The following is a 22734-nucleotide window of genomic DNA, read 5'->3' as shown; positions in this document are numbered from 1 at the left end:
GCTGCGAGGCCTTGATCAGTTGGTCGCGAGGCTGCTTTTCAGCAGGAATTCCAGCAGGTCGTCCGAGGTCGGTTCGCCCCAGGTGTCGATCGCTAGCCAACGGAAGAAACTGGTTTGCGCCAGCTTGCTCGCCTTCTTCTTCGGCGACAGCGTGAGATCCTTCGAACCGGCCACCGTCTCGTTGTAGCGCTCGATCAGCTTGGTCTGGTCGTCGATCTCCAGCTCGCGGAAATACGCGCCAGCTTCGTCGACCTTCGCCGCCAGGTATTTATCGCGAATCTGTTCCTGCTTGCTCTGCGCGGATTCTTTTGCCGGCGCGGCCGTTTCGGTCCCCTGACCGTCGGCCAGCGTATAGCCGTGTGTCAGCGCCTTGCGGAAATACGCGGCCACGTTGTCGACAGGGGCGGCATTCTTCTTCGTAGTCCGATTGAGCGTATAGGCAATTGCCGCCTTGATGCGCTGCACACCGTACTGCGTGATCAGCCGGCGCGCTTCCGAACGCGGGATGCCGAACTTGGCGACTTCGTCGACGAGTGCTTCGTTCTTGACGTCGCCTTCCTCGACCATATCTGCGCTCTGCTTGCGCGTCACCTTGAACTGGACGGCCTCCACGCTGCGACCTGACTTGTGTTCGATCAGCTCGAGCGTATGGTCGGAAACTTCGTTCACCTCCTGAATGCACGGCACCAGGACCTTGCTCTTGAAGAGCTTGTACTCCTTGTACGATTGCGACGCCTTGTCCTGACCGAGAATGAGATCGCGGAATTTTGGCAGCGGAATCTTCGCCGTGATGCCGATCCCCTCGTAGCGCACCGTGTTTTCCCACAGGGCAAGCGAGTGCGAGCGCCGAAACTCGCGCGCGATCCGCATATCGATGAGCGCGTAGATCTCGGGATTGAGCAGTTCGCTGCGAATCTGGTCGGAGAAGCTGTACTTCAGCACCGATTGCTCGAGTTCGGCGCCGGCGAGCAGGCCCGACGCCTTCCACACCGTTGAGCGGTCGGCCGCAAGGTAGTCCCAGTTGACGACGGTACTGATCAGCGAGTTGACCGTGTCCTTCACGTACTTCGTGTTGTTGCTGTTCAACCCGCTTTCGTGCGAGAGCGCGGCGATCGAGATCGAGAAGCTCGTCCGGCCGGGCTCGAACGCTTCCTGACGAAGGGCATTCTTGATCAACGAGCTGAACATCTTGCGCTGCTGCAGCCCGATCTTTCCGGACTTCGGAGCGATATGAATGGCCTGGACCGCCTTGCGCAGCAGATCGGGAGGCTCGGGCGTCTGAAATAGCGAAACCTGCTTGTCGGAGCCTTTGATTGCGGGCTTGCGCGGCATCGTGATGTCCGGAGAAGGTGACCGTGTTGATGGCGGACTTTATACCTTTTCCAGCCACCGAGCAACGTCTCTTTCTACGGTATCACTTTCACTATCGATGCTAAGTTCCAGTCACAAAAGGAAAAACCTAGGTTTTCCTATTTGTTCGGAGCCCCATATCCATATACCTTTGGGTCAAAAATAGCTCCCAAAACCTTCTACCTGTGTGGTTTGTCGCCAGGATCCGGCATGGGACTTGCCCTATCAAAGGTACCCATTCATGGGAAACAATCGACTCGAACTGGATTGGCGAACCCGATTCGTGGTGCCCTGCAACACGATCTGCGTTCCTCCCATAACGCGCTACCTTCAACGCGCCCCATGAATGGGTACCTGTCGAAATCCACCGGCGTGGCGTTGTGTCTTCAACTGTGTCCGACAGGCGAAAATGCTCCCCATGAATGACTACCTTCAGACTCCCCCACAGAAGGTAACCTTTGTACCGGCCTGATCCTGTTTATGGGACGCCACAACCATAGGGACGAGCCAAACGAGATCACGCGGTCAATACAGGCACCCATAAACGGCTACCTGAAGTCCGCCCCATAACCGGCTACCCCACATAAAATGCTGTGCCCGGCGGCACGAACCGATCAGCTGGAACGCACCATAAATGGCTACCAATGGATTCCCCCATAGAGGGCTACCTGAAGTGTTTTTGGGCCGAATTCCCATAACAGGCTACGCGTGCCCCATATCCACAACCCCCATTTCCCACAACGCGGTACCCGATTCCCCAAATCCACAGACCTGAAACCCCATACTCTTCCGCCTGTGCTCCCATAAATGGGTACCGAACACCTGTCAAACCCTTGCCAGACAAGGCTGTGAGCCGTCTAAAAGTAGTTAAAGAAGTAAACGTTGTTTACCAAAGATGTAAACACACGTGTGCCTGTGCAGAAAAACAACCCCCATAAACCGCTACCAAAGAGACTCCAGCGGGCTCGACGGGCACAGCAATCCGGGTCTCCAGCCTGTGGATCCCCCGATATGTGGCCTCATTCTGCGAGCCTCCCAGGCCTGACAAGGCTTCGCAAGAGGGTGAGTACCTACTAACAAGCGCTCAAACGTAGAAACTTATGGGATGGAATCCGCGTTTTCAGGACATAGGTTCCCATCTATGGGATCGGAAAATGCCCACAGCGGGAGGTTTCTCCGTCCGGGATTACCCGTAGACCACGGCCATCACACCCGCACAGGAATACTGCGGGTACGCCTCAGGGCAGTGAGAAATGACCGGAATTCATCCGCGAGCGGTTATTTTTGCGTCTGTGTCCGCGCTTCCGTGGATAAGTCTCCGGCTATCGCGCGCCGGCTCGTCCGACACTTTTCAGTCAGTAACCCGTGCGCGGACGAAACCCCCGGCCCTTGCTCCGTTCATTTGGCCTCATAGCTTTCTACCTTTGGGCCTGTATCGGAATCGGTACAGGATCCCGACAGCCGGGACAAGAATTGCATCCCTGTGCCGGTCGACACGACAATCAAACGCGCTTCGGTCACGGCGATCCCGGCATGGTTCCGAACGTGAGGCGAGCGCCATCAACCAGGCTCCCCCTCACTGGATACATACTCGAATCCCGAAAATGCTCACCGTCGGAAGTTGTCGGATCCTGTAAAGGCTCACCGACTAGCTCCTCGCAGGTTGATGGACCGTCCGTGCGACGCGTCCGCACGAGATGCGGGCACCCGATGGAAAAGCTGTGGCGTATGCGCGCAGCGCCAGACGCGCCGGCGTGCTTGTCGCACAGGCGCAAAACGCTTCGTGACGCAGATTCGATGACGCGCGCAGCGCAGGCGCTCATGCGACTGCATCGTACGATGCAGATGCGCGATCGTGAACGAATGCCGATCGAAGCGCTCACCTTGTGCTGCAGATGTCATCTCCCAGAAGTGGCGACGAATCGCGCCGAACAGGTAACCATGCAAGCGGCCACCGGTTACCCGATCGTTCGCATCCTATCGGGCCGACGTGTAGTGGAACGGGGCGGACTCGGCATGGAACGATTCGTGGTCATTTATGGGAGGAGCCGTCGTTCGCGCGGCCGCAAATCGCAACATGGCGCACAGGTCCGCGATTCCGTCGCATGTTCCGCTCATGAGGCAACGATCGCGTTGCGGGAGCAGCAAATTCCACGGATGAAACAGTCGGCGTCGTACGCGGGCGCGGTGCGCCGAAGCGGATCTCATCCTCATCGGCAACCTGCATCGTATCGACGGAACAATCCGCTTCGTCACATGTTTGCGGCGGTCGCACACGTCGCGTGATGTATTGCCGTGTCCCTGCGAAACGAGGATCCGGCGGGCACGCGGGAGACGTGACGATGCGACGTTTCCCATACGTGTATCCCCAAGAATGTGCGCACGATAGCGCCACATTTTTTGCAACGCGGTTATGATGCAAAGGCCCTGATCGCGAGATGAAGACCGGCCAGGGGCAGGGGCGGTATCTCGATGTACTTTCACTCCGTGACCAATCAGAAAAGAGAGTTCAGCGATGCGAATCCAGATCAAAAAACTGACGCTGGCTGCTACGGCAGCGGCGTTCCTCTTCGGCTCGGCTGCTCCGGTGTTCGCGCAGACCGACGCCAGCGCACCGGCCGCATCCGCCGCTTCGGATGCGAAAGCTGCGAAGCGTGAAGCACGCAAGGCAGCACGGGCAAAACGCAAAGCCGAACACAAGGCAGCGCGCGCGAAGAACAACGCCGAACTGAAGAAGCTCGAAGACGCGGGTTACAAGCCGGCGGCCAACGATCCGAACTACCCGCAGAATCTGCAGAACGCTGAGAAGAAGGCGGGTGAAGCCGCGGGCGCCAGCCAATAAGCGTCCCTCGCGAGAAAAGCCCCGGCTCGAGCCGGGGTTTGTCGTTTGTGCTGTGGAAACGCGATGCGCGCCCGGGTACCCATGCGGGTATCACATCCGCATCAAATAATTCGGTATCCTTTGTTTTTCGATGAGGTGGAAACCACCTCGATGCGGTGACTCTTCCTGCTCTGTCCGTCCTGTTCAGACTAGTAGTAATCCTACGGAATGCAAAAACCGTTGGATGAACGACGAGGCGAAAGACGTTCATGCACGAGCAATACGCGGCGTCGCAGCGGCGCCCGAAACCCACACCGACCGAGCGATCGTCGCCATCAGGACCTGGTCAGCGCCGCGCGTTCGCTGCCGCCGCATTCCCCGTCATTTTCAGCCAGTCCTTGAATGCCCGCACGGCTTCGTCCTCCGCGCGCGCAGCCGCCACATAAGTGAAGTAGCGCCACGGCGGCAGTGCCGGTTCGCTGAACGGCTGCACCAGCCGGCCTTCGGCGATGTCGTCCGCGACGAGTGCGATCGGCCCCATCGCGACGCCGAGACCGTCGAGCGCGCCTTGCAGCGTCAGATAGAAATGCTCGAGCGTGAGCGAATGCCGCGGCACCAGATTCGCGTGCCCCGCTGCCGCGAGCCACTCGGGCCACATGCCGGGATAGGTCGCCGCATGCAGCAGCGTGAAGCCCGAGAGATCGGCCGGCGTACGCAACGGCCTGCCCTCGAGCAGCTTCGGCGCGCATACGGGCAGCCTGACTTCGGACAGGAATTCCTCGGCGACATAGCCGTCGATTGCCTGCGGGCCGCCGCGGACGATCAGGTCGACCTTGTCGCGCAACTTCTCGATCGGCTCGTTCGATGTAGACAGCCGCACTTCGACGGCCGGATGGGCGACCTGGAACGACGACAGCTTCGGCACGAGCCAGCGCAGCGAAAACGTCGCGGGCGCGCCGACGCGCAGCACGCGCTGCTGCCCCTGGCCGAAATGCTGCGCGGTGGCCAGCGCAATCCGGTCGAACGACGCACCGACCTCGGCGAGGTACGCGCGACCGGCATCGGTCAGGTCGACCCGCCGGTTGTGCCGCTCGAACAGCGGCCGGCCAAGCCACGCCTCCAGTTGCTGGACATGCCGGCTGATCGCGCCATGCGTCACGCACAGCTCGTCGGCGGCGAGCGTGAAACTGCCGTGCCGGGCCGCGGCTTCGAACGCGCGCAGCGAATTCAATGGAGGGAGTCGTCGGGCCATTCATCGTTTCGCGTGAGTTTTACTCACGCGAATGCTCAGATTTAATCGTTTGATCGGGCGATCATGCTTCGCCAATATGGCACACAAACGGCCTACGCGGCCGGAATATGTGTCTGAATTTCTCACATGGAGTATGGAGCATGCCGAACGTGGTGGTGGTGGGCGCCCAATGGGGTGACGAAGGCAAGGGGCGCGTCGTGGACTGGCTGGCGGCGCAGGCCGATCTCGTCGCACGCTACAACGGCGGCCACAACGCGGGCCATACGCTGGTCGTCGGCGACAAGACGTACAAGCTCGCGCTGTTGCCGAGCGGCATCGTGCGCGGCAAGCGCGGCGTGATCGGCAACGGCGTGGCGCTCGATCCGGAGGCGCTGCTGGCCGAGATCGGGCGGATGGCCGAGCTTGGGCTGTCGGTGACGCCGGACAATCTGTCGATCGCGGAGAACGCCACGCTGGTCCTGCCGATTCACCGTGCGATCGACCAGGCGCAGGAGCGTTTGCGTCGCGAGCCCATCGGCACCACGCTGCGCGGGATCGGGCCGGCCTACGAGGACAAGGTGGGGCGCCGCGGGCTGCGGGTTGCCGATCTGGCGGAACCGGACCGGCTTGCCGGCAAGCTCGACGTGCTGGTCGATCACCACAATGCATGGTTCCGCGGCCTGGGGCTCGAGCCGTGCTCGCGCGACGCGATGCTGGCAATGCTGGTCGACATCGCACCGAAGATCCTGCCGTTCGTGCGTGCCGTGTGGGCCGATCTCAACGACGCGAACGAGCGCGGCGAGCGCATCCTGTTCGAGGGCTCGCAGGCCGTGATGCTCGACATCGACTGGGGCACGTATCCGTTCGTGACGTCCTCGGGCACCGTTGCATCGGCAGCGGCGGCCGGCACCGGCCTCGGCGCGTCGAAACTCGGCCACGTGCTGGGCGTGACCAAGGCGTACGCGACGCGCGTCGGCGGCGGCCCTTTCCTCACTGAACTGAACGACGCCACCGGCGAAACGCTGCGCGCACGCGGACAGGAATTCGGCGTCAACACGGGCCGGCCGCGCCGCTGCGGATGGCTCGATGCCGCGCAGTTGCGGCAGGCCGTGCGGATCTCGGGTATCGATTCGCTCGCGCTCACCAAGCTCGACGTGCTCGACGGCTTTGCGTCGATCGAGCTGTGTGTCGGCTACGAACTCGACGGCGCACGCGTCGACCATCTGCCCGCGAGCCTCGATGCGCAGGCACGCGCAACGCCCGTCTATGAAACGTTCGCCGGGTGGGACGGGACCGTGAAGGGCGTGCGCGAGCGTGCGGCGCTGCCGCGTGCCGCACAGGATTTCATCGCACGCGTCGAGGCGGTCGCGGGCGCGCCCGTATCGATGATCACGACGGGCGCCGAGCGCGACGACACGATCGTGCTGAGCAATCCTTTCGACCCGGCCTGAGCGCGACGCGGCACGCGCAATGCGTGCCCGGCAGGCCGCCGCCATGCGGCCTGCATCGCTCCGGCGCCGGTCGTCCTGAGGCATGGGTTGTCGCGTGAACGACGGCCTGCCGCCGCGGTGCACGGCAAACTGGACACGCCTGCATCGCTGCGGTACTGTTCCGCACGATTCGCGCCAGACCGGCCCGTGCCGGGGCGGGCGCCGCTGCGAAGCGATTTCAATCCCGGGGACATGTCGATGGACACGTTACAGATGATGCGCATTTTCGTCCGGGTGGCGGAGGAGGGCAGCTTCACGAGCGCGGCCCAGCGCCTGGACATCACCACCGCCTACGCATCGCGTTCGGTCGCGCAACTCGAAACGCACCTGCGCACCCGTCTGCTCAACCGGAGCACGCGCCGCATCGCGTTGACCGATGCCGGACAGCGCTATCTCGACCGATGCCAGCGCATTCTCGGCTATATCGACGAAGCGGAAGCCGAGGCGGCCGATGCGCAGGCGAAGCCGTCGGGGCGCCTGCATGTGCACGCGACGACCAGTTTCGGCCAGGCCTACCTGGTGCCCGCAGTGGTGCGATACCGGCAGCGCTATCCGTCGGTGGCCGTCGAGCTCACGCTGTCGCAGCACGTGCCCGACATCATCGACGAAGGCTACGACGTGTCGCTGCAACTGAGCGCGACGGAGTTGCCCGACTCGGGGCTGGTGTCGCAGCGGCTTGGCGATGTGCACAGCGTGCTGTGCGCGTCGCCGGCGTACCTGAAGGAACGCGGGACGCCGCGCACCGTGCGCGATCTCGAAGCGCATGCGTGCCTGCAGATCGTCACGCCGATCTTTCCGCGCGACCGCTGGCATCTCGACGGCCCCGACGGTCGCGAGACGTTCGAACTGCCGCTGGCGGATTTCCAGGTCAACATCGCCGACGCGCTCGGCGCCGCGTTGCGCGCCGGCCTCGGCATCGGCTCGTTGCCGATGTCGACCGCGGTGCCCGCACTGGCGAGCGGTGCGCTGGTTCGCGTGTTGCCCGAGTACCGACTGCAGAAACTGACGGTCTACGCGCTGTACGCGTCGCGCCAGTACCTCGACGCGAAGATCCGTACCTTCGTCGATTTCCTGCGTGAATGCGTGCCTGAAATGCTGTCCGCCGACGAGGCTGCGCTGCGCGGTTCCTGCGAGTCCTGAGCGAAGGTGGACGACGTGTGCCGGATCGCATGATGCGGCACACGCATCGTCCTTGAATCCAGGTTCGGCTGCGCAAGATACTTTGCATACCTGAATTGATGGTGAAAAGACGCGGCACGACTTCACCGACCGGCTGCATCGCTCGATGCGCGCCGTTATGGAAAACCTGCTTTCGATATCGGAGATCGTCGGTTCGGTGTGAAGTGTCGACCGCCTGGCATCGATGCGACGCGTGCCCGCGCGTTCACGCGACCGTTTGCAAGTCGTGCACCGGCCACGCGCAACCCGCTCCTCCGTTTCCGCTCCGTCGAACACAGGCTTCCATGGCAGACCGACCATCCGGATTCCGTCGCCAGCTAATCGAGGCCGGTCTGGTGATCGCGGCAGGCGCCATCGCCGCTCGCGTAACGCAATCCTTGCCGCATACGACAACGCCACGGATGCAAGTCCGTGGCGTTTTGCTTGACGTGCATCGCTGCACGGCAGTGGCGGATGCCTGCTGCGGTATTACTGCTGCTTGTCCCAGAGCGTGCGCCCGAAGAACGTGAGCGTGCGATCCCACGCGATCTGCGACCACACCGGATCGAACTGCGTGCCGCCGATGCGGCCGGGGCCGACGGCCGTTTCGTTCGCGAACGCGTGATGCGCGAGATAGCGGTGGAATTCGACGTCGACCTTTGCGTCGGTCAGCTTCTTCTCCAGCGCATCGACCTGGTCGATCGCGAAGAACGCATCCTGCGTACTCCAGTGACCCATCAGCGGCACCTTGATCTTCGACGGGTCGAGGTAGTCGAGCGGAGGGAAGCCGTACCACGTGACGCCGGCGTCCGCCTCGGCGAACTGCAGCGACAGCAGCGTGAGCGCGCCACCCATGCAGAAGCCGGTGACCGCCACGCGCGACGCGTGCGTCTTCAGGTATTGCACCGCGCCGGGAATGTCCTGCGATGCGGCGTCGCCGAAATCGAGGCCCGTCATCAGGTGGTGCGCTTCTTCCTCCTCGACCGTCGACTTGCCGCGATACAGGTCGGGCACGAGCGCGAAGTAGCCGCAGCGCGCGAGGCGATCGGCGACGCCGCGGATCTGGTCATTCAGGCCCCACCACTCCTGGATGACGACGACCGCGGGTGCGCCTTCGGTCTTTTCCGGCGTGGCGAGGTAGCCCTGCAGTTCCTGGCCGTCCGGACGGCGAAACGTGATCATGGAACCGGATGTTTGAGACATGAAACCGCTCCTTTTCGAAAAATGCGATGAGTGCGGCATCGGGTCGGCCAGCGAGTGCGGTATGCCCGGTGAGTCGAGGTCTCGCTCGCGTTCGCTTCGGCCGGCGCCGACCACGCGGCCATTCTATGCGCAAACGCCGGCGGTCTGCGTGAACGGCGCGATGCGGCGGCCGATTCGCGCGCGCGCATCGATCGGGCGTCGTGCGGCGCGCATGTCGCGTGCGCCGAAAACACAACACCCCGCCCCGATGGACGGGAGCGGGGTGTTGCGTCGGCAACGGGCGTATCGCGGAATGCGTCGCGTGCGGCAGTCTTACTGACCGAAATAGACCGAGTCGCGAGCGTTCTGCTTGACCGCGATCGCGCGGCCGGCACGCACGCCGGCGGCGGCCTGTGCGCCGTAACCCGTCGCGTCGCCGTTCGTCACGCGCGCCTGCGCGGTCTGCAGCGCATTCGGGTAGTGGACATCGGAGACTTCCGGCTTGTACCCGGCCTGTTCGAGCTGGACGAGTTCTGCGCGGACCTGGGCACGCGTCAGTTGGTCTGACGGGTTCGACTGAGCGAATGCGCCAAACGATGCGGACAGGGCGCTGGCAGCGGCGACTGCGTAGATGAACGACTTCATGATGACCTCCGGTTTTCGTAGATTTCGCGCTTCGCTTGGTTGCGTTGAGCGGTTGATTTGCATCGTAGCGATCGCGATACCGGTCGGAAATAGGCGTTCCAGCGAATAATTATTGCAACTGGGTAAACGATTCGCGGGAAAATCGGGTTTTGTCGGACGATTGTTGGCGTGCCTGATGGCGGTCACGGGTTGCGGTGCGGCATGATCGTCGCGGCGGCGGTGAGTCGAGCATGGCATGTCGACGCAAGAACGACGGGCCGGCGCGCTACAGGACAGGAGCGTATGGCGACCGAACGCCGACCTTGGCCCCGAGCTTGGCCGATAGAAAGCTCAATTGAATCGGATAACGAAGTATTGATGGTGGGCACGGAAATCCGCGCGCCCCATCGCGTTGAAATCGAGCCGAGCCTTTCTGCACGCATCGACGGGAATGCCCGTGCCGTCTCGTCGCGCGTACCACATCACGCGTCGACGATCGCCTGCCGTTTCCGGTATTCGGCAGGCGTGATCCCGACATGCCGCGCGAACGACCGTCTGAGCGTATCGACATTCGCGAAGCCGCATTTCGCGGCGACCTGCTTCGGCGTGTCATGTCCGTTTTCGAGCAACTGGCGAGCCGCCGCGACGCGGGTCGCTTCGACCCACGCGGCCGGCGTCATGCCGACCTCCGCGCGAAAGAGCCGTGCGAAGTGGCGCGGGCTCATGCCCGCATGCTTCGCGAGTTCCGCCACCGAGTGCTCGAGTTCCGGATGACTGGCGATCCAGCGCTGGACTTCCTGCAGCACCGAACGCCCCGCCGGGCGCGCCGCGCCGCTGCGGCTGAACTGGAGCTGCCCGCCCGGGCGCTTGAAGAACATGACGAGTTGCGCGGCGACGCGCCGCGCGATTTCCCGGCCGAGATCCTCCTCGACCAGCGCAAGCGCGAGATCGAGGCCGGCCGTGACACCGGCACCGGTGCGCAGCTTGCCGTCGCGTACGTACAGCGCGTCCGCTTCGACGGTGAGCGACGGATAGGCGGCGGCGAGCGCATCGGCCGCGGCCCAGTGCGTCGTCAGGCGTCGTCCTTTCAGCAGGCCGGTCGCCGCGAGGATGAATGCGCCGGTGCAGATCGAGCCATACCGTTTGCTTTGCACGGCGGCCGATCGAAGCCACGCGAGCACGTCGGTGCGCAGCGCGATCCGGCCGGCACCCGGTGCACCGGCAACGAGCAGCGTATCGATGCGATCGGGAATGTCGGGAGCGATCCAGTCGGCCAGCAATTGCGCGCCCGATGACGTGCGGATCGGGCCGGACTCGCTCGCGATGATCCGCAGCGTATAGAACGGTTTGCCGCTTTCGGCGTTTGCCTGTGCGAATACGTCGAGCGGCGCGGAGACGTCGAGCAGTTGTACGCCCGGTACCGCGAAAATACCCACGACCTTCGGCATGTTCGGTTGCGTGATGTGTCGAATGTGACGCGTAGCAGTATAGACGCGCGGTGCGATGCGACGGGCGGGGCATCGGCGCATTACGCGGGTGCGATTCGATGGTTCCGGCAGTGGTGGCCGTCGATCGAGCAAAATGGCAGGATTTGGCGTAATACGCCGATTGATGCCAAACGACGGTCTCCGCAGAATGAATGCTGTCTTCCAAGGAGGTCGATCATGACTGTGAACGTCGCCGGCATCACCCTTCCCGATAGCCAACTCGCGCGCGAGATCACCGAACTCGTACGGGATACCGAGTCCGAGCTGCTGTTTCATCACTCCAGCCGCGTGTACTACTTCGGTGCGCTCGCGGGCCAGCGCCGCGGGCTGAGCTACGATCCCGAACTGCTCTATTGCGGCTGCATGTTCCATGACATGGGGCTCACGCATCGACACAGCAGCGCGTGTGAGCGATTCGAAGTGGACGGCGCCAATGCCGCGCGCGATTTCCTGAAGAGCAGGGGCATTTCGCAGCAGGACATCGACGTCGTGTGGACCGCGATCGCACTGCACACCACCCCCGGCATTCCGCAGCACATGCATCCGGTCGTCGCGCTCGTCACCGCGGGTGTCGAGATGGACGTGCTGGGCCTCACGTATCCGGAGTACAGCGACGTCGAGCGAGAAGCCGTCGTCCACGCGCATCCGAGGACGCCGCGCTTCAAGGAAGACATCATCCAGGCGTTCTACGACGGTATCCGGCACAAGCCGGACACGACGTTCGGCAACGTGAAGGCCGATGTGCTGGCCGACAAGGATCCGCATTTCCATGCAGGCAATTTCTGCAGCGTGATCCGAGCGTCGGCGTGGGCCGGTTGATCGGTGTCGGTGGCAGGCGGGGCGGGGGGGAAGGCAACCGGTGCGACGCATGTCGAATTCGGTGGCCGGACGTGGCGGGCTCCGTTTCGTCGATGGAATATTCATTAGAAAAGTTGTTACGTGACAACTTCATGACGTCAGTCAGCGACTTCATATACGTGAATTTCACGATCCCGCTTCAGACGCGCATCTCCGGCCGCGCGTGCCGGCGCGGCGAGCGGGAAGCCCCGTTTCGCCGACACCCGCAATTGCCCGCCGTCGACCGGTCGTCGACCGCCTGACGACCGAATCCGCCCGTCTTCGGCAAAACGCCTATAATGGTTGGGCAAATTGCCGGAGAAGAGTCATGAGTACGATCGCGTTTCACCCTTCGGGCGTCGCGCACCCGCGCCAGGCAGAGTTCACGATCCTCGAGCAACTGCTCGCGATTCGCGTGCGCTCGGGCGCCGATCTCGCGGAGTTGGCGAGCGCGCGTGTCGACGTCGCGGTGATCGACCGGCTGTCGGAGCGCGGCCTGAAGTCGGACGAACTCGCCTTCATCATCCCGCGGCGCACGCTGAGCCATCGCCGCCAGGCGCACGAACGGCTGTCGCAGGAGGAGTCCGACAAGGCGATCCGGCTGGCGCGCATCGTCGCGCAGGCGACGGCCACGTTCGGCGACCAGGACAAGGCGATGGCGTGGCTGCGCAACGGGCTCCAGCGCTTCGGCGGACGCACGTCGCTCGACATGGCGAGTACCGAGCATGGCGCGCGGCTCGTCGAGGAAGCCCTCACGCAGATCGACGAGGGGTACTTCGCTTGACGACGCTGTGGCGCATCAGCAATTACGCGGACCTGAAAGGCATCGGCGGATTGCGGGCCGGCGGGCGCTGGCATTTTGCCGGGCAGCCCGTCGTCTATCTCGCCGAGCATCCGGCGCTCGCGTTGCTCGAGACGCTCGTTCACTTCGAACTCGCCACCGTTGCGCAATTGCCGAGCGGCTACCAGCTGCTTCGGGTCGAGGTGCCTGAATCGGTGGATGTTGCCGAGATCGCGGAGGGCGATGCGCCGGCCGACTGGCGAGAAGACGTCGACTGGACCCGCAGCGCCGGCACCGAGTGGCTGCACACGCAGCCGAGCGCCTTGTTGCGCGTACCGAGCGTCGTCGTGCCGCACGCGCACAACTTCCTGTTGAATCCGCTGCACCCTGCCGCATCCGGGATCCGCATCACCGAAGTCATGCAGTCGCCGTACGACAGCCGGATTCTGCGGCTGATCCAGTCGAACAAGAGCGAATAGGGCTGATTGCGCGCCGTCGCGCGGCACCGCGCCGATCAGCGCTCGCCTGCGGCTCCGGTCTGCCGGTCGCGGCGGGCAGGGTGCTGCACGTGACCAATGCGAAACATGAAGGCGGCACATGGCAGCAACGATCGATGAACAGAACGGCCACGCATCGTGGCAAGGGGGCGCCGTGACGAACGCGCATCTGCTCGAAATTGACGCCATCCTGTCGGGCCCGGGGTTTTTCGATTTTCTCGGCGACGTCGATTGCGATCGCGCGCTGGCCAGCCGCGAGGCGGAGCCGTTCGACGCCGGCTGGATGACGGCATTCGACGAAATCGACGGCGATCCGGGCGCCGTGCTGGACAAGCCGGCCGTGGATGCCCTGAGGGAAAAGGCGTTCAGGCTCGCGTTCCGGGCCTCGGGGAATGCCGACATCGCGGCGTGCGTGTCGGATGACATCGAGCTGATCGCGCGAAGCCGGCTGTCGGGCCGCACCGACGGCTGGCCGTCACGCGTTCTTTGGGATGCCTACACGAACGGCCGGTTTCCCTGCTAGCCGATGCGGCGTACCGGATGCGCCGATGCATGCGATCGGACGATGCCAATCACGTGCCTGCCGCGATGATTGTCAAACAGTGTGAGTCAATCGTCAGCATTTGCAACGGAAGTAACAGTCCCCGCAATTCGACGGTTTCGGGCGCGGGTGCGGCTACATTGGCTCCACCTGCCGCACGTCGCGGTGAGGCATGCGACAAGCCGCACGAAGGCGGCCCGCAGCAACAACGTCTTTGGGGAGAATGACCATGAACAAGATTCGCACGATTCTGCTTGGCGCCGCGCTGACGGCAATCGCATCGGCCGCTTTCGCACAAACGGCCCAGACGGGCGCAGAAGGTTCCGCCGGCGTCGGTGCACAAGTCCAGACGCCGCTGCTCGGCGGCGGCGTGGGCGTGCAGGCGGGTGCAGGCGCGAATGCCGCGGGCTCGGGTTCGGGCGCAGGCAACCTGGTCGGCGGTGCGCTGAACGGCGTGGGCAAGACGGTCGGCGGCGTCGGCTCGGCAGCGGGCAATGCGGTTGGCGGTGCGACGCAGGCGGTCGGCTCGGCTGCAGGTTCGGCGAAGGATGCCGCGACATCGGCCGTGCACACGACGAAGTCGCACGTGAAGCATGTTGCATCCTCGGCAAAGAGCCACGCGCAAGGCGCGGTGTCGACGGCGGGTGATGTCGCAGGCGGCGCGAAGGCGAAGGCCGGCGAAGCGCTTGAGGGTGCGGCGAACTCGGTGCAGGGCGGCGCATCGGTCGGCGTGAAGGGCTCGGCGTCGGCACAAGGCGGCGCGCTGTAAGCGATACGCTTTCAGCCAAGGCCCGGCCCGCTTCGATGCGGGCCGGGTCTTTTTTTTGGCGCGAGCCGCGCATCGCGGCCGCGTCAGTGTGCCGCGAACCGGAACAGGCGTGCCGCGCACCCTCTGCCCATTGCCTGCCCGCCATGCTTAAATAGCGGGGCTCCCGGTCGACGGTCGTTCTTGCGCGGCACCGGCCGATGCAGGCAAGCATGTCCGATCGGCATCATGACGACAGACGACTCCAAAGCGCTGCCGCGGCCCGCCCGGCGTGGTCCGATAACATTCCGAGGCACCACGACCATGACCATCCCGCTCCGTCTTCTCGCGCTTGCTTGCGTGCCGCGGTTCGCGGCTTGCGCGTCACCGCCTATGCCGTGCGGCGAGTGACGCGTGCGGGGTGAGCACGGTGGGCGCGAGGCCGGACGAATTCGCGGCGCCCGCTTTCAGGTACCATCCCGACCCGCTGGCGACGGGCGGCACGATCGGTGCGGACGAGCGCCGCCACCCGCGACGGCGCACCCGGCGGCGGTCCGGATTGCGACCGGCGGCCGCGCGTCGTTCGACGGCGCACAATGCCGGTCGACATCGCCCCTTCGTCATGAAACAGAGGAATCTTCGTGAAGTTCATCCACGCCGCAGACATTCACCTTGACAGCCCGCTGCACGGCCTGAGCGCGTATCCGGATGCGCCGGCCGCGCAGTTGCGCAACGCGTCGCGCGAGGCGCTGCGGCAGCTCGTGGATCGTGCGATCGAAGAGGAAGTCGCGTTCCTCGTGATCGCCGGCGACCTGTACGACGGCGACTGGAAGGACCACAACACCGGCATTTTCTTCGGCCAGCAAATGGGCCGCCTGCGCAAGGCCGGCATTCGCGCATTCGTGCTCGGCGGCAATCACGATGCCGAAAGCGAGATGACGAAGAAGCTGACCTTGCCCGACAACGTCACCGTGTTCGGCCACCGCAAGCCGGAAACCTTCAAGCTGCCGGAATTCGACGTGGCGCTGCACGGGCAGAGCTTCAAGGACAAGGCCGTCGTCGACAATCTCGCGATCGGCTATCCGGATCCCGTGCCGGGCCATTACAACATCGGCGTGCTGCACACCGCGCTCGAAGGCTATGCGGCGCATGCAAACTATGCGCCGTGCTCGCTGGCGGAATTGCATGCGAAAGGCTACGACTACTGGGCGCTCGGCCACGTGCACGAATTCCAGCATTGGTCGGGGCCGTCGACCGTCGTGTTTCCCGGCAACCTGCAGGGGCGCCATATCCGCGAGACGGGCCGCCGCGGCGCGGTACTCGTGACGGTGGAGCAGGGCCGCACGCACGTCGAGCGCCTGTACCTCGACGTGCTGCGCTGGGAAGCGTTGTCGGTCGACGCGTCCGATTGCCTGACGGTCGCCGACCTGTCGAGAAAGATCGGCCAGTCGCTGGAGGCGCTGTTGAGCGTCGATGGCCACGTGCCGCGCGCGGTGCGCGTGACGGTCACGGGGCGCACGCCCGCGCACGGTCTCTTCTTCGGCCGTGCGCCGCAATTGCGTGCGGAGGTGCTGAACCAGATCGGCATCATCGGCAACGAACGGCTGTGGCTGGAGAAGGTCCGGCTCGCGACGTCCGCGCCCGTGCAGCCGCAGGGCGAGAGCGAGCAACTCGAGGCGCTGGAGGATCTGAAGCAGATCCTGGCCGATGCCGCACACGATCCGGATTTTCTCGCGCTGCTCGAACGCGACCTGAAGCCGTTCGTCGGCAAGGTGCGCAGCGACGTGAAGGAAGAGGTGCCGCTGCTGACGATGGCGCGCGCCGGCGAACTCACGGCGCTGGTCGAGCAGGTCGGTCCCGCGTTGCTCGCGCGGCTGGCGAGGGGGGAATAAGCGATGCGAATCAGCCAGCTCGACCTGATCAAGTACGGCAAGTTCACCGACGAGACGCTGCGCTTTCCGTCGGCCGGCCAGGATTTCCACGTGATCGTGGGGCCGAACGAGGCCGGCAAGTCGACGATCCGGACGGCCGTGTCGGAACTGCTGTTCGGGATGAAACTGCAGACCCCGCTCGACTTCCTGCATGCGACGCCCGAACTGCGGATCGGCGGCGTGCTGGAGGGCGGCGCCGGCGCGCTCGCCTTTCATCGCGCCCGCGGGCGCAGTCCGCTGCGCACGCCCGCCGACGACAAGCTGCCGGACGACTATCTCGACGCCATCCTCGACGGCGCGACGCGCGAGTTCTTCGAACAGATGTTCGGGCTCGACCACGGGCGGCTCGTCGACGGCGGCCGGAGCATTCTCGACGCGTCCGACAAGCTCGGCCAGGTGCTGTTCGAATCGGCGGCGGGTGTCGGCACGCTCGGCCCCGTGCGCGAGGAACTCGACGCGCGCGCGGCCGAGCTGTGGGCGCCGCGGCGCAGCGGTAGCGCATTCGCGCAGGCCGAGACTTCGTTCAACGAAGCAGTTGGCGAACTGAAGGCAGTCCAGGTGCGCACGCGCGACTGGGTCGATCGCAAGGAGGCGCGCGACGCGGTCGAGCAGGAGATCGAGCAGGCGCGCGTGGAGCAGCGTCGCCTCGAAGCGTTGCGCTCGAAGCTCGAGCGCGTGCGGCGGCTGGCGCCGTACCTGAAGGAACTGACGATCAAGGAAGCGGCGCTGGCCGAACTGGGGGCCGTCGTCGAGCTGCCGCCGACCGCGTATGCCGACTTGCTGAAAGCGCAAGGCGATCTCGCGGCCGAACAGAAGGTGCTCGAGGAACGGCGCGCGGACCTGCTCGCGAAACGGCAGGCGCGTGATGCGATCGATCCGGATGCCGACGCGCTCGCGCTCGAAGCCGATATCGAAGCGCTCGACCGGCTGCGCGGCGCATGCATGAATCATGCACAGGATCTGCTGTTGCTCGGCGCGGACGTCGAGCGGCATCTGTCCGCCGCGGGTTCGGCCGCCGCGCAGCTCGGCTGGCCGACCGACGAGACGTCGCTGCGCGCGGCCCTGCCGACCGCGCTGTCGCTGAAGACGGTCGCGAACCTGCTGCGCGACCACGGCGCGCTGCATCAGGCGCTGGCCGGCGCGCGCGAGTCGCTCGACGAGCGCACGCAGGAACTCGCGCAGGCACAGGAACAACTGGCGCGCCTGTCGACCGTCGATGTGCCTGAAGCGCTTCGTGCGGCGCTCGCCGATGCGCAGGGCTTTCGCAATAGCGGGCAGCGTGAACAGGCACTCGAACGCGACATCGCGGCCGCCGAGCAGACGCTGTCCGACGCGCTCGATGCGCTCGGCCAGTGGCGCAAGCCGGTCGACGCGCTGCGTGCGCTCGACGTGCCGTCGGCGGCTCGGCTCGGTGTGCTGCTGACCGAAGCGAGCGAACGCGCGAGCGCGGCCGCCGCCGCACGCGATGCACGGGACGGCGCGCAGGAAGAACACGAGCGGCTCGAACTGCAGGAGAAGCATTTCGCTCAGACCCACAAGGTCGTCACGACCGCCGAGGTGCTGGCGGCGCGCGCGCGCCGCGATGGCGCCTGGGGCGACGTTCGCAGCGGCGCGGTGGATCTGGCAACCGGCGCGCCGGCCGTCGACGATGCAATTCGCCTTGCCGACGAACTCGTCGATGCGCAGCTCGGCGCCACGCAAGCGGCGGCGACACTGCAATCGCTGCGTCAGCAGGTCCAATCCGCGCGCGTCGTGTTGACGCGCCGACAGGCGACCGTGGACGAGCGCGAACGCGAGCTGGCGGCACATCGCGACGCGTGGGCCGAACTGGCGACGACGGCCGGCGTGCCCGGCATGCCGCTGGCGGCGATGGGCGACTGGCTCGCGAAGCGCGACACGGTGTTTGCCGCGCAGCTCGAGCTCGAGCGCCTGCGCCGCGAATTCGCGACGATCCGCGATGCGCGGGCCGGTGCGGAAGCCGCGTTGCGTTCGGCGCTGCGCATGGTATCGCGCGGCGGCGACGCCGACGGCCTGACGGCACTCATCGCGATCGCCGGGACGTTCGTGCAGTCGGCGGAAAAGACGCTCGCGCAAAAGGACAGCCTGGAGGACCGCGCGCGCGAAGCCGAACGCGGATGCGCGACGGCTCGTTCGCGCGCCGACCAGGCCCAGACCGCCTACGATGCGTGGCACGCGCAATGGCGCGACGCGCTTGCCGACGCGAAGCTGTCCGCCCATGCGGTGACGCTGGCTGCCGCGGAAGGTGCGCTCGCGCTCGCGAATACGGTGACCGCCGAACTGGCCGACGCCGATGCGCCGCGCAATCGGATGACCGCGATCCGCGCGGAGCTGGCCGCGCTCGAGGCCGGCGCACGGCGGCTGGCCGAAGCGCTCGAGCCCGCGTGGCTGGCGAGCGGCGACTGGCTGGACGTTGCGCGCCGGTTGACGATGCGCGTTGCGGCCGCACGGGAAACCGCGCGTGCGATCGGTCGTGCCGACGACGCGGTGCGGCAGGCCGACGGCAAGGTCGCCGATGCCGCCGCCGCGGTGGCAGGCGCGGATGCGCGCATTCAGCCGTTGCTGCAACTGGCCGGCGTCGCATCGATCGACGCGGCGCTGCCACTGGCCGAGCAATCGGATCGGCAGCGCCAGCTTCGACAGGCCGTCGATGCCGCGAAGGAGGCGCTGGTGCGCGACGGCGACGGCTTGTCCCAGCCGGCCGTCGAGGCCGAGGTCGCTGAACAGGACATCGCCGACGTGCCCGCGCATCTCGAAGCGGTGAAGCAGTCGCTGGGCGACGTCGGCACGCGCCTGAACGCGCTCGCGCAGCAGCAGGTGGTGGCCCGGCAGGCATTCGGCGCGATCGACGGCCAGGCGAATGCGGCCGTGGCCGAAGCAAAGCGGCAGGAAGCGCTCGCGGCGATGGGCGATGCAGCGGAACAGTATCTGGAAGCGGCGACCGCGAGTCGCTTGCTGAAGTGGGCGACCGATCGTTATCGCGACCAGAAGCAGGGGCCGATGCTGCGCCGGGCGGGCGAGATTTTCGCGGGACTCACGCTGGGCGAATTCGCGCGGCTGACCGTCGACACCGAACGGACGCCGCCCGCGCTGTATGCGCGGCGCACGAAGGGCGCGTCGGTCGAGGTCGCCGGCCTGAGCGAAGGGACGCGCGACCAGTTGTTCCTCGCGCTGCGGATCGCGGCGCTCGAACTGCAGCTCGCCAGCAGGACCGCGCTGCCGTTCGTTGCCGACGACCTGTTCATCAACTTCGACGATGCACGTGCGAAGGCGGGGCTCGAGGCGCTGCGCGATCTGTCGACGCGAACCCAGGTGCTGTTCCTGACGCACCACGATCACCTGCTGCCGCTCGTGCGGGACGTGTTCGGCGCGCAGGTCAACGTGGTCGCGCTGCAGCGCGAGGCAGCCGGCGCATGACGCCGGGCGGCCCGATGTCCCGATACGTGGGAATGGTCATCGCGTACAGGTAGTATGTGCGGTTCCGAAACGCACGCGACCGGTTCTGCCGGTCACGGGTCCGGCCACACGAGGGATCGACATGAACAAGCTGGTAGCTGCGATTGCGTTCGCGGCGGACAAGCATCGCAATCAGCGGCGCAAGGACGACGAGGCGTCGCCATACATCAATCATCCGATTGCGCTGGCCGCGGTGCTGGCCAACGAAGCCGGCATCGAGGACGAGCGCGTGATCGTCGCCGCGGTGTTGCACGACACGATCGAGGACACGGAGGCCACCGAGCAGGAACTGCTGCGGCTGTTCGGCAAGGACGTCGCGGACATCGTGATGGAAGTCACCGACGACAAGTCGTTGCCGAAGGACGAGCGCAAGCGCCTGCAGGTCGAGCATGCGGCGACGATCAGCCGCCGCGCGAAGCTCGTGAAGCTCGCGGACAAGATCTGCAACCTGCGCGACATCGCCCGGCATCCGCCCGCGGACTGGCCGCTCGAGCGCAAACAGGCGTACTTCGACTGGGCGAAGTCGGTCGTCGACCGGATGCGCGGCGTACATCCGGGTCTGGAAGGGATCTTCGACGCCGCGTACGACGCGCGGCCGGCCGACTGACGCGCGGCCATGCGGGCGGCCCGATCCCGATCCGTCGCGCGGTCACTGCCTGCGGTGGCGGGCGTCGACGTGGCGGCGACAGGAAGCAGTGCGACCTCGTGATCCTGCGCGGCTCGACGATCGTCCGGCGCGAGGCGCGGATCGCGCCCGAAGCGCTGCCTTCGCTGTGTATCGAGCATGACGTGGTGGCGGTCGGCGTCGACGCGCCGAGCCTGTGGTGGACCGGAAGCGGGCGCCGGGCGGCCGAGCAGGCGCTCGCGCGTGAACGGATCTCATGTTTCCCGACGCCGTCGCGCGAGCAGGCCGTGGCCAGCACGTCGGGCTTTTTCGACTGGATGTTCATGGGGGAGCGCGTCTACCGCGCGCTGGCCGGCGCCTATCCGCTGCTGACCGACGCACGGTATGCCGGCGGGCGCGTGAGCTTCGAGACTTATCCGTACGCGATTACCTGTGCGATGCTCGGCAAGGCGATTGCGTCGGCGAAGCAGAAACGCAACCAGCGGCGGCAATTGCTCGCGCAACTCGGAATCGATGTTTCGACGCTGCGATCGGTCGACGCGCGGGACGCCACGCTGTGCGCATTGACCGCGCAATACGTGATCGACGGCAGCGCACACGCGTATGGCGATGCGGAGGGCGGGTATATCCGTGTACCGGTCGTCGGCGAGACTATCGTTCTCGATACGCTCCAGTCACGGGCCGCGGCTCGCTGATACCGGTGAACCCGTGGCAGCGGGGTGAGCTTTTTCGGGAGGCGCATCGGACTGCCGACGTCACGGTGTCGAGCAGGGACGGCCGTTCGGCATGTGCGCAGCAGGTGGCGTGCGCATCGACATAGGCAGTCGACGCACCGTATGCCTCACGGCCGTGATGCTCAGTCTTCGAGAATGGACTTCGGTACGCTGGAGAGATCGCAGGCATCTGCCTGCTCGAAGTAGCCTTGCGCATCGTCGATCATCACGACCGCGACGTCGATCAGTTCGTCGAGCCGCTGCAGCAGCGATTCGCGCCACTCGATGTCCTCGTCGCGCTCGGGCGTCTTGTCGAGCTGCTCGATGATCGAGTCGGCGGTCTGCAGGAACGGGATCGCCTGTTGATAGTTTTCGATCGAGACCATCGCTGCGTTGCGCGCGCCGACGAGCCGTTCACGATGCTCGTCCGCTAGTTCGGACTCGCCGCTGATGCGCGGCAGTACATCCGAGATGCGTTGCAGGAGCGGCGGGACCTGTTCTTCGAGCATGACGGCGCGCTCGCGCAGCGCGGCGTATTCATCGCGGAGATCGGCGTCGCCGGATTGTGTGGTGCTGTCCATCGTCGGTGTGAGTGCGTTGTTCGATCGCGGCATGATACTCGACGGCGTGCGCCCCCTCGTTTGTTCCGCAGCAGGATGACGAGAGCGCGACGCCAATACGGAGCGCGGTGGACCAGAGGATGTCGTCGACCGTCTATATATAGGAGGAAAGAAGGCGGCGCTCCTGATCCGCCGTGGACTTCTCGCGCTGCAGTATGTATTGAGCGTGACACCCCAAGCCCCGTGCGCGGCAGCGCACGGGGCTTTTTCAAAATATTTTCACAAAGGGGTTGCGGAGAGCGGGGCGGGTGCTTAGAATCACGCCTCTTTCGCGCTAACGGAAACGCGGCGCGGGGGAAGAAGGGAAGCGGTGCTGTCGGGCGGGTCGTAGCGGCCTCGGCGGTGCAGGAAGTTGAACCCCAGCCGTCGCAACGAAGCAGTTAAAAAGTTGTTGACGAACTGAAAAAGACGGTTCATAATCTCGCTTCTCTGCTGCTGAAAACGCAGCGCTGCTGAGAAAGCCTCCGGGTCCTCGCAGACATGCTCTTTAAAAATTAACAGCCGATAAGTGTGGGCGCTTGATGGCCGCGAGCTGATCCTCGGATCAGATAGCGAAAGTATCAAGAGTCTCACACTAAAGTAAGTCAGGTTTATGAAGTGATTCATATTCCTGTCAGCTTTGGGTGA

Annotated in this window: 18 protein-coding genes and 1 pseudogene; 12 read left to right on the top strand and 7 right to left on the bottom strand. The window is 65.1% G+C overall.

What is annotated here, in order from left to right:
• Positions 1-15: 15 nt before the first annotated feature.
• Positions 16-1332, bottom strand: a complete 1317-nt coding sequence (locus DIE16_RS27635; protein WP_044848821.1) for a replication initiation protein — start codon at positions 1330-1332, stop codon at positions 16-18.
• 2533 nt (positions 1333-3865) lie between these two features.
• Between DIE16_RS27635 and DIE16_RS27630 the strand changes: the two genes are divergently transcribed.
• Positions 3866-4192 carry a hypothetical protein gene (locus tag DIE16_RS27630; protein WP_044848822.1) on the top strand — a complete coding sequence of 109 codons (327 nt, stop codon included), beginning with the start codon at positions 3866-3868 and terminating at the stop codon, positions 4190-4192.
• Between the two features lie 325 nt (positions 4193-4517).
• Here the strand turns inward: DIE16_RS27630 and gcvA are convergent, their stop codons facing one another.
• The gene (gcvA, locus tag DIE16_RS27625) at positions 4518-5423 is read right to left on the bottom strand and encodes a transcriptional regulator GcvA (protein ID WP_124893799.1); all 906 of its coding nucleotides are present in this window, start codon (positions 5421-5423) and stop codon (positions 4518-4520) included.
• A gap of 140 nt (positions 5424-5563) precedes the next feature.
• Between gcvA and DIE16_RS27620 the strand changes: the two genes are divergently transcribed.
• Together DIE16_RS27620 and DIE16_RS27615 are read left to right on the top strand one after the other, a co-directional pair.
• Complete coding sequence (locus tag DIE16_RS27620) at positions 5564-6853, top strand: adenylosuccinate synthase (protein ID WP_124893798.1); 1290 nt, start codon at positions 5564-5566, stop codon at positions 6851-6853.
• A 237-nt stretch (positions 6854-7090) separates the two neighbouring features.
• A complete protein-coding gene (locus DIE16_RS27615; protein ID WP_044848839.1) occupies positions 7091-8032 on the top strand; it encodes a LysR family transcriptional regulator in 942 nt (313 codons plus the stop codon).
• 507 nt (positions 8033-8539) lie between these two features.
• Here the strand turns inward: DIE16_RS27615 and DIE16_RS27610 are convergent.
• The 3 genes from DIE16_RS27610 to DIE16_RS27600 all read right to left on the bottom strand — a co-directional run bounded on the left by DIE16_RS27610 (position 8540) and on the right by DIE16_RS27600 (position 11304).
• Positions 8540-9253: a dienelactone hydrolase family protein gene (locus tag DIE16_RS27610; RefSeq protein WP_124530008.1), complete on the bottom strand. Its 714-nt coding sequence runs from the start codon at positions 9251-9253 to the stop codon at positions 8540-8542.
• A gap of 312 nt (positions 9254-9565) precedes the next feature.
• Entirely contained in the window at positions 9566-9877 is a 312-nt protein-coding gene (locus DIE16_RS27605; RefSeq protein ID WP_124893821.1) for a DUF4148 domain-containing protein, read from the bottom strand.
• Between the two features lie 461 nt (positions 9878-10338).
• Positions 10339-11304, bottom strand: coding sequence for a GlxA family transcriptional regulator (locus DIE16_RS27600; protein WP_185640901.1), 966 nt, complete (start codon positions 11302-11304; stop codon positions 10339-10341).
• Between the two features lie 216 nt (positions 11305-11520).
• On the opposite strand from DIE16_RS27600, the gene DIE16_RS27595 reads away from it, so the two are divergent.
• From DIE16_RS27595 to DIE16_RS27555, 9 genes and pseudogenes are all read left to right on the top strand, one after another.
• Entirely contained in the window at positions 11521-12162 is a 642-nt protein-coding gene (locus tag DIE16_RS27595) for an HD domain-containing protein (protein ID WP_124523072.1), read from the top strand.
• 346 nt (positions 12163-12508) lie between these two features.
• The gene (locus DIE16_RS27590) at positions 12509-12964 is read left to right on the top strand and encodes an antitoxin Xre/MbcA/ParS toxin-binding domain-containing protein (RefSeq protein WP_044848829.1); all 456 of its coding nucleotides are present in this window, start codon (positions 12509-12511) and stop codon (positions 12962-12964) included.
• Complete coding sequence (locus tag DIE16_RS27585) at positions 12961-13440, top strand: RES family NAD+ phosphorylase (protein ID WP_124893797.1); 480 nt, start codon at positions 12961-12963, stop codon at positions 13438-13440. Before DIE16_RS27590 ends, DIE16_RS27585 begins: the two co-directional genes overlap by 4 nt.
• 118 nt (positions 13441-13558) lie before the next feature.
• Complete coding sequence (locus DIE16_RS27580; protein ID WP_124893796.1) at positions 13559-13981, top strand: hypothetical protein; 423 nt, start codon at positions 13559-13561, stop codon at positions 13979-13981.
• 247 nt (positions 13982-14228) lie between these two features.
• Complete coding sequence (locus DIE16_RS27575; RefSeq protein ID WP_044848832.1) at positions 14229-14768, top strand: hypothetical protein; 540 nt, start codon at positions 14229-14231, stop codon at positions 14766-14768.
• Between the two features lie 617 nt (positions 14769-15385).
• Positions 15386-16636 carry a DNA repair exonuclease gene (locus DIE16_RS27570; RefSeq protein ID WP_124893795.1) on the top strand — a complete coding sequence of 417 codons (1251 nt, stop codon included), beginning with the start codon at positions 15386-15388 and terminating at the stop codon, positions 16634-16636.
• A gap of 3 nt (positions 16637-16639) precedes the next feature.
• Positions 16640-20110 carry a YhaN family protein gene (locus DIE16_RS27565; RefSeq protein ID WP_124893794.1) on the top strand — a complete coding sequence of 1157 codons (3471 nt, stop codon included), beginning with the start codon at positions 16640-16642 and terminating at the stop codon, positions 20108-20110.
• Between the two features lie 121 nt (positions 20111-20231).
• On the top strand, positions 20232-20756 hold the full coding sequence (locus DIE16_RS27560) for an HD domain-containing protein (protein WP_124646595.1): 525 nt from the start codon (positions 20232-20234) through the stop codon (positions 20754-20756).
• 9 nt (positions 20757-20765) lie between these two features.
• Positions 20766-21469: pseudogene (locus tag DIE16_RS27555) on the top strand (DUF429 domain-containing protein).
• Between the two features lie 161 nt (positions 21470-21630).
• Here the strand turns inward: DIE16_RS27555 and DIE16_RS27550 are convergent.
• Together DIE16_RS27550 and DIE16_RS36755 are read right to left on the bottom strand one after the other, a co-directional pair.
• Positions 21631-22101 carry an ATPase gene (locus tag DIE16_RS27550; protein ID WP_124489723.1) on the bottom strand — a complete coding sequence of 157 codons (471 nt, stop codon included), beginning with the start codon at positions 22099-22101 and terminating at the stop codon, positions 21631-21633.
• 264 nt (positions 22102-22365) lie between these two features.
• A partial coding sequence (locus tag DIE16_RS36755) for a hypothetical protein (RefSeq protein WP_221625283.1) occupies positions 22366-22734 on the bottom strand: 369 nt, incomplete at its 5' end.

The sequence above is a fragment of the Burkholderia sp. Bp9090 genome (assembly GCF_003857985.1).
GTDB lineage: Bacteria > Pseudomonadota > Gammaproteobacteria > Burkholderiales > Burkholderiaceae > Burkholderia.
Note: the sequence above shows the minus strand (reverse complement) of the source record. Positions and strands in the feature narration are given on the sequence as shown.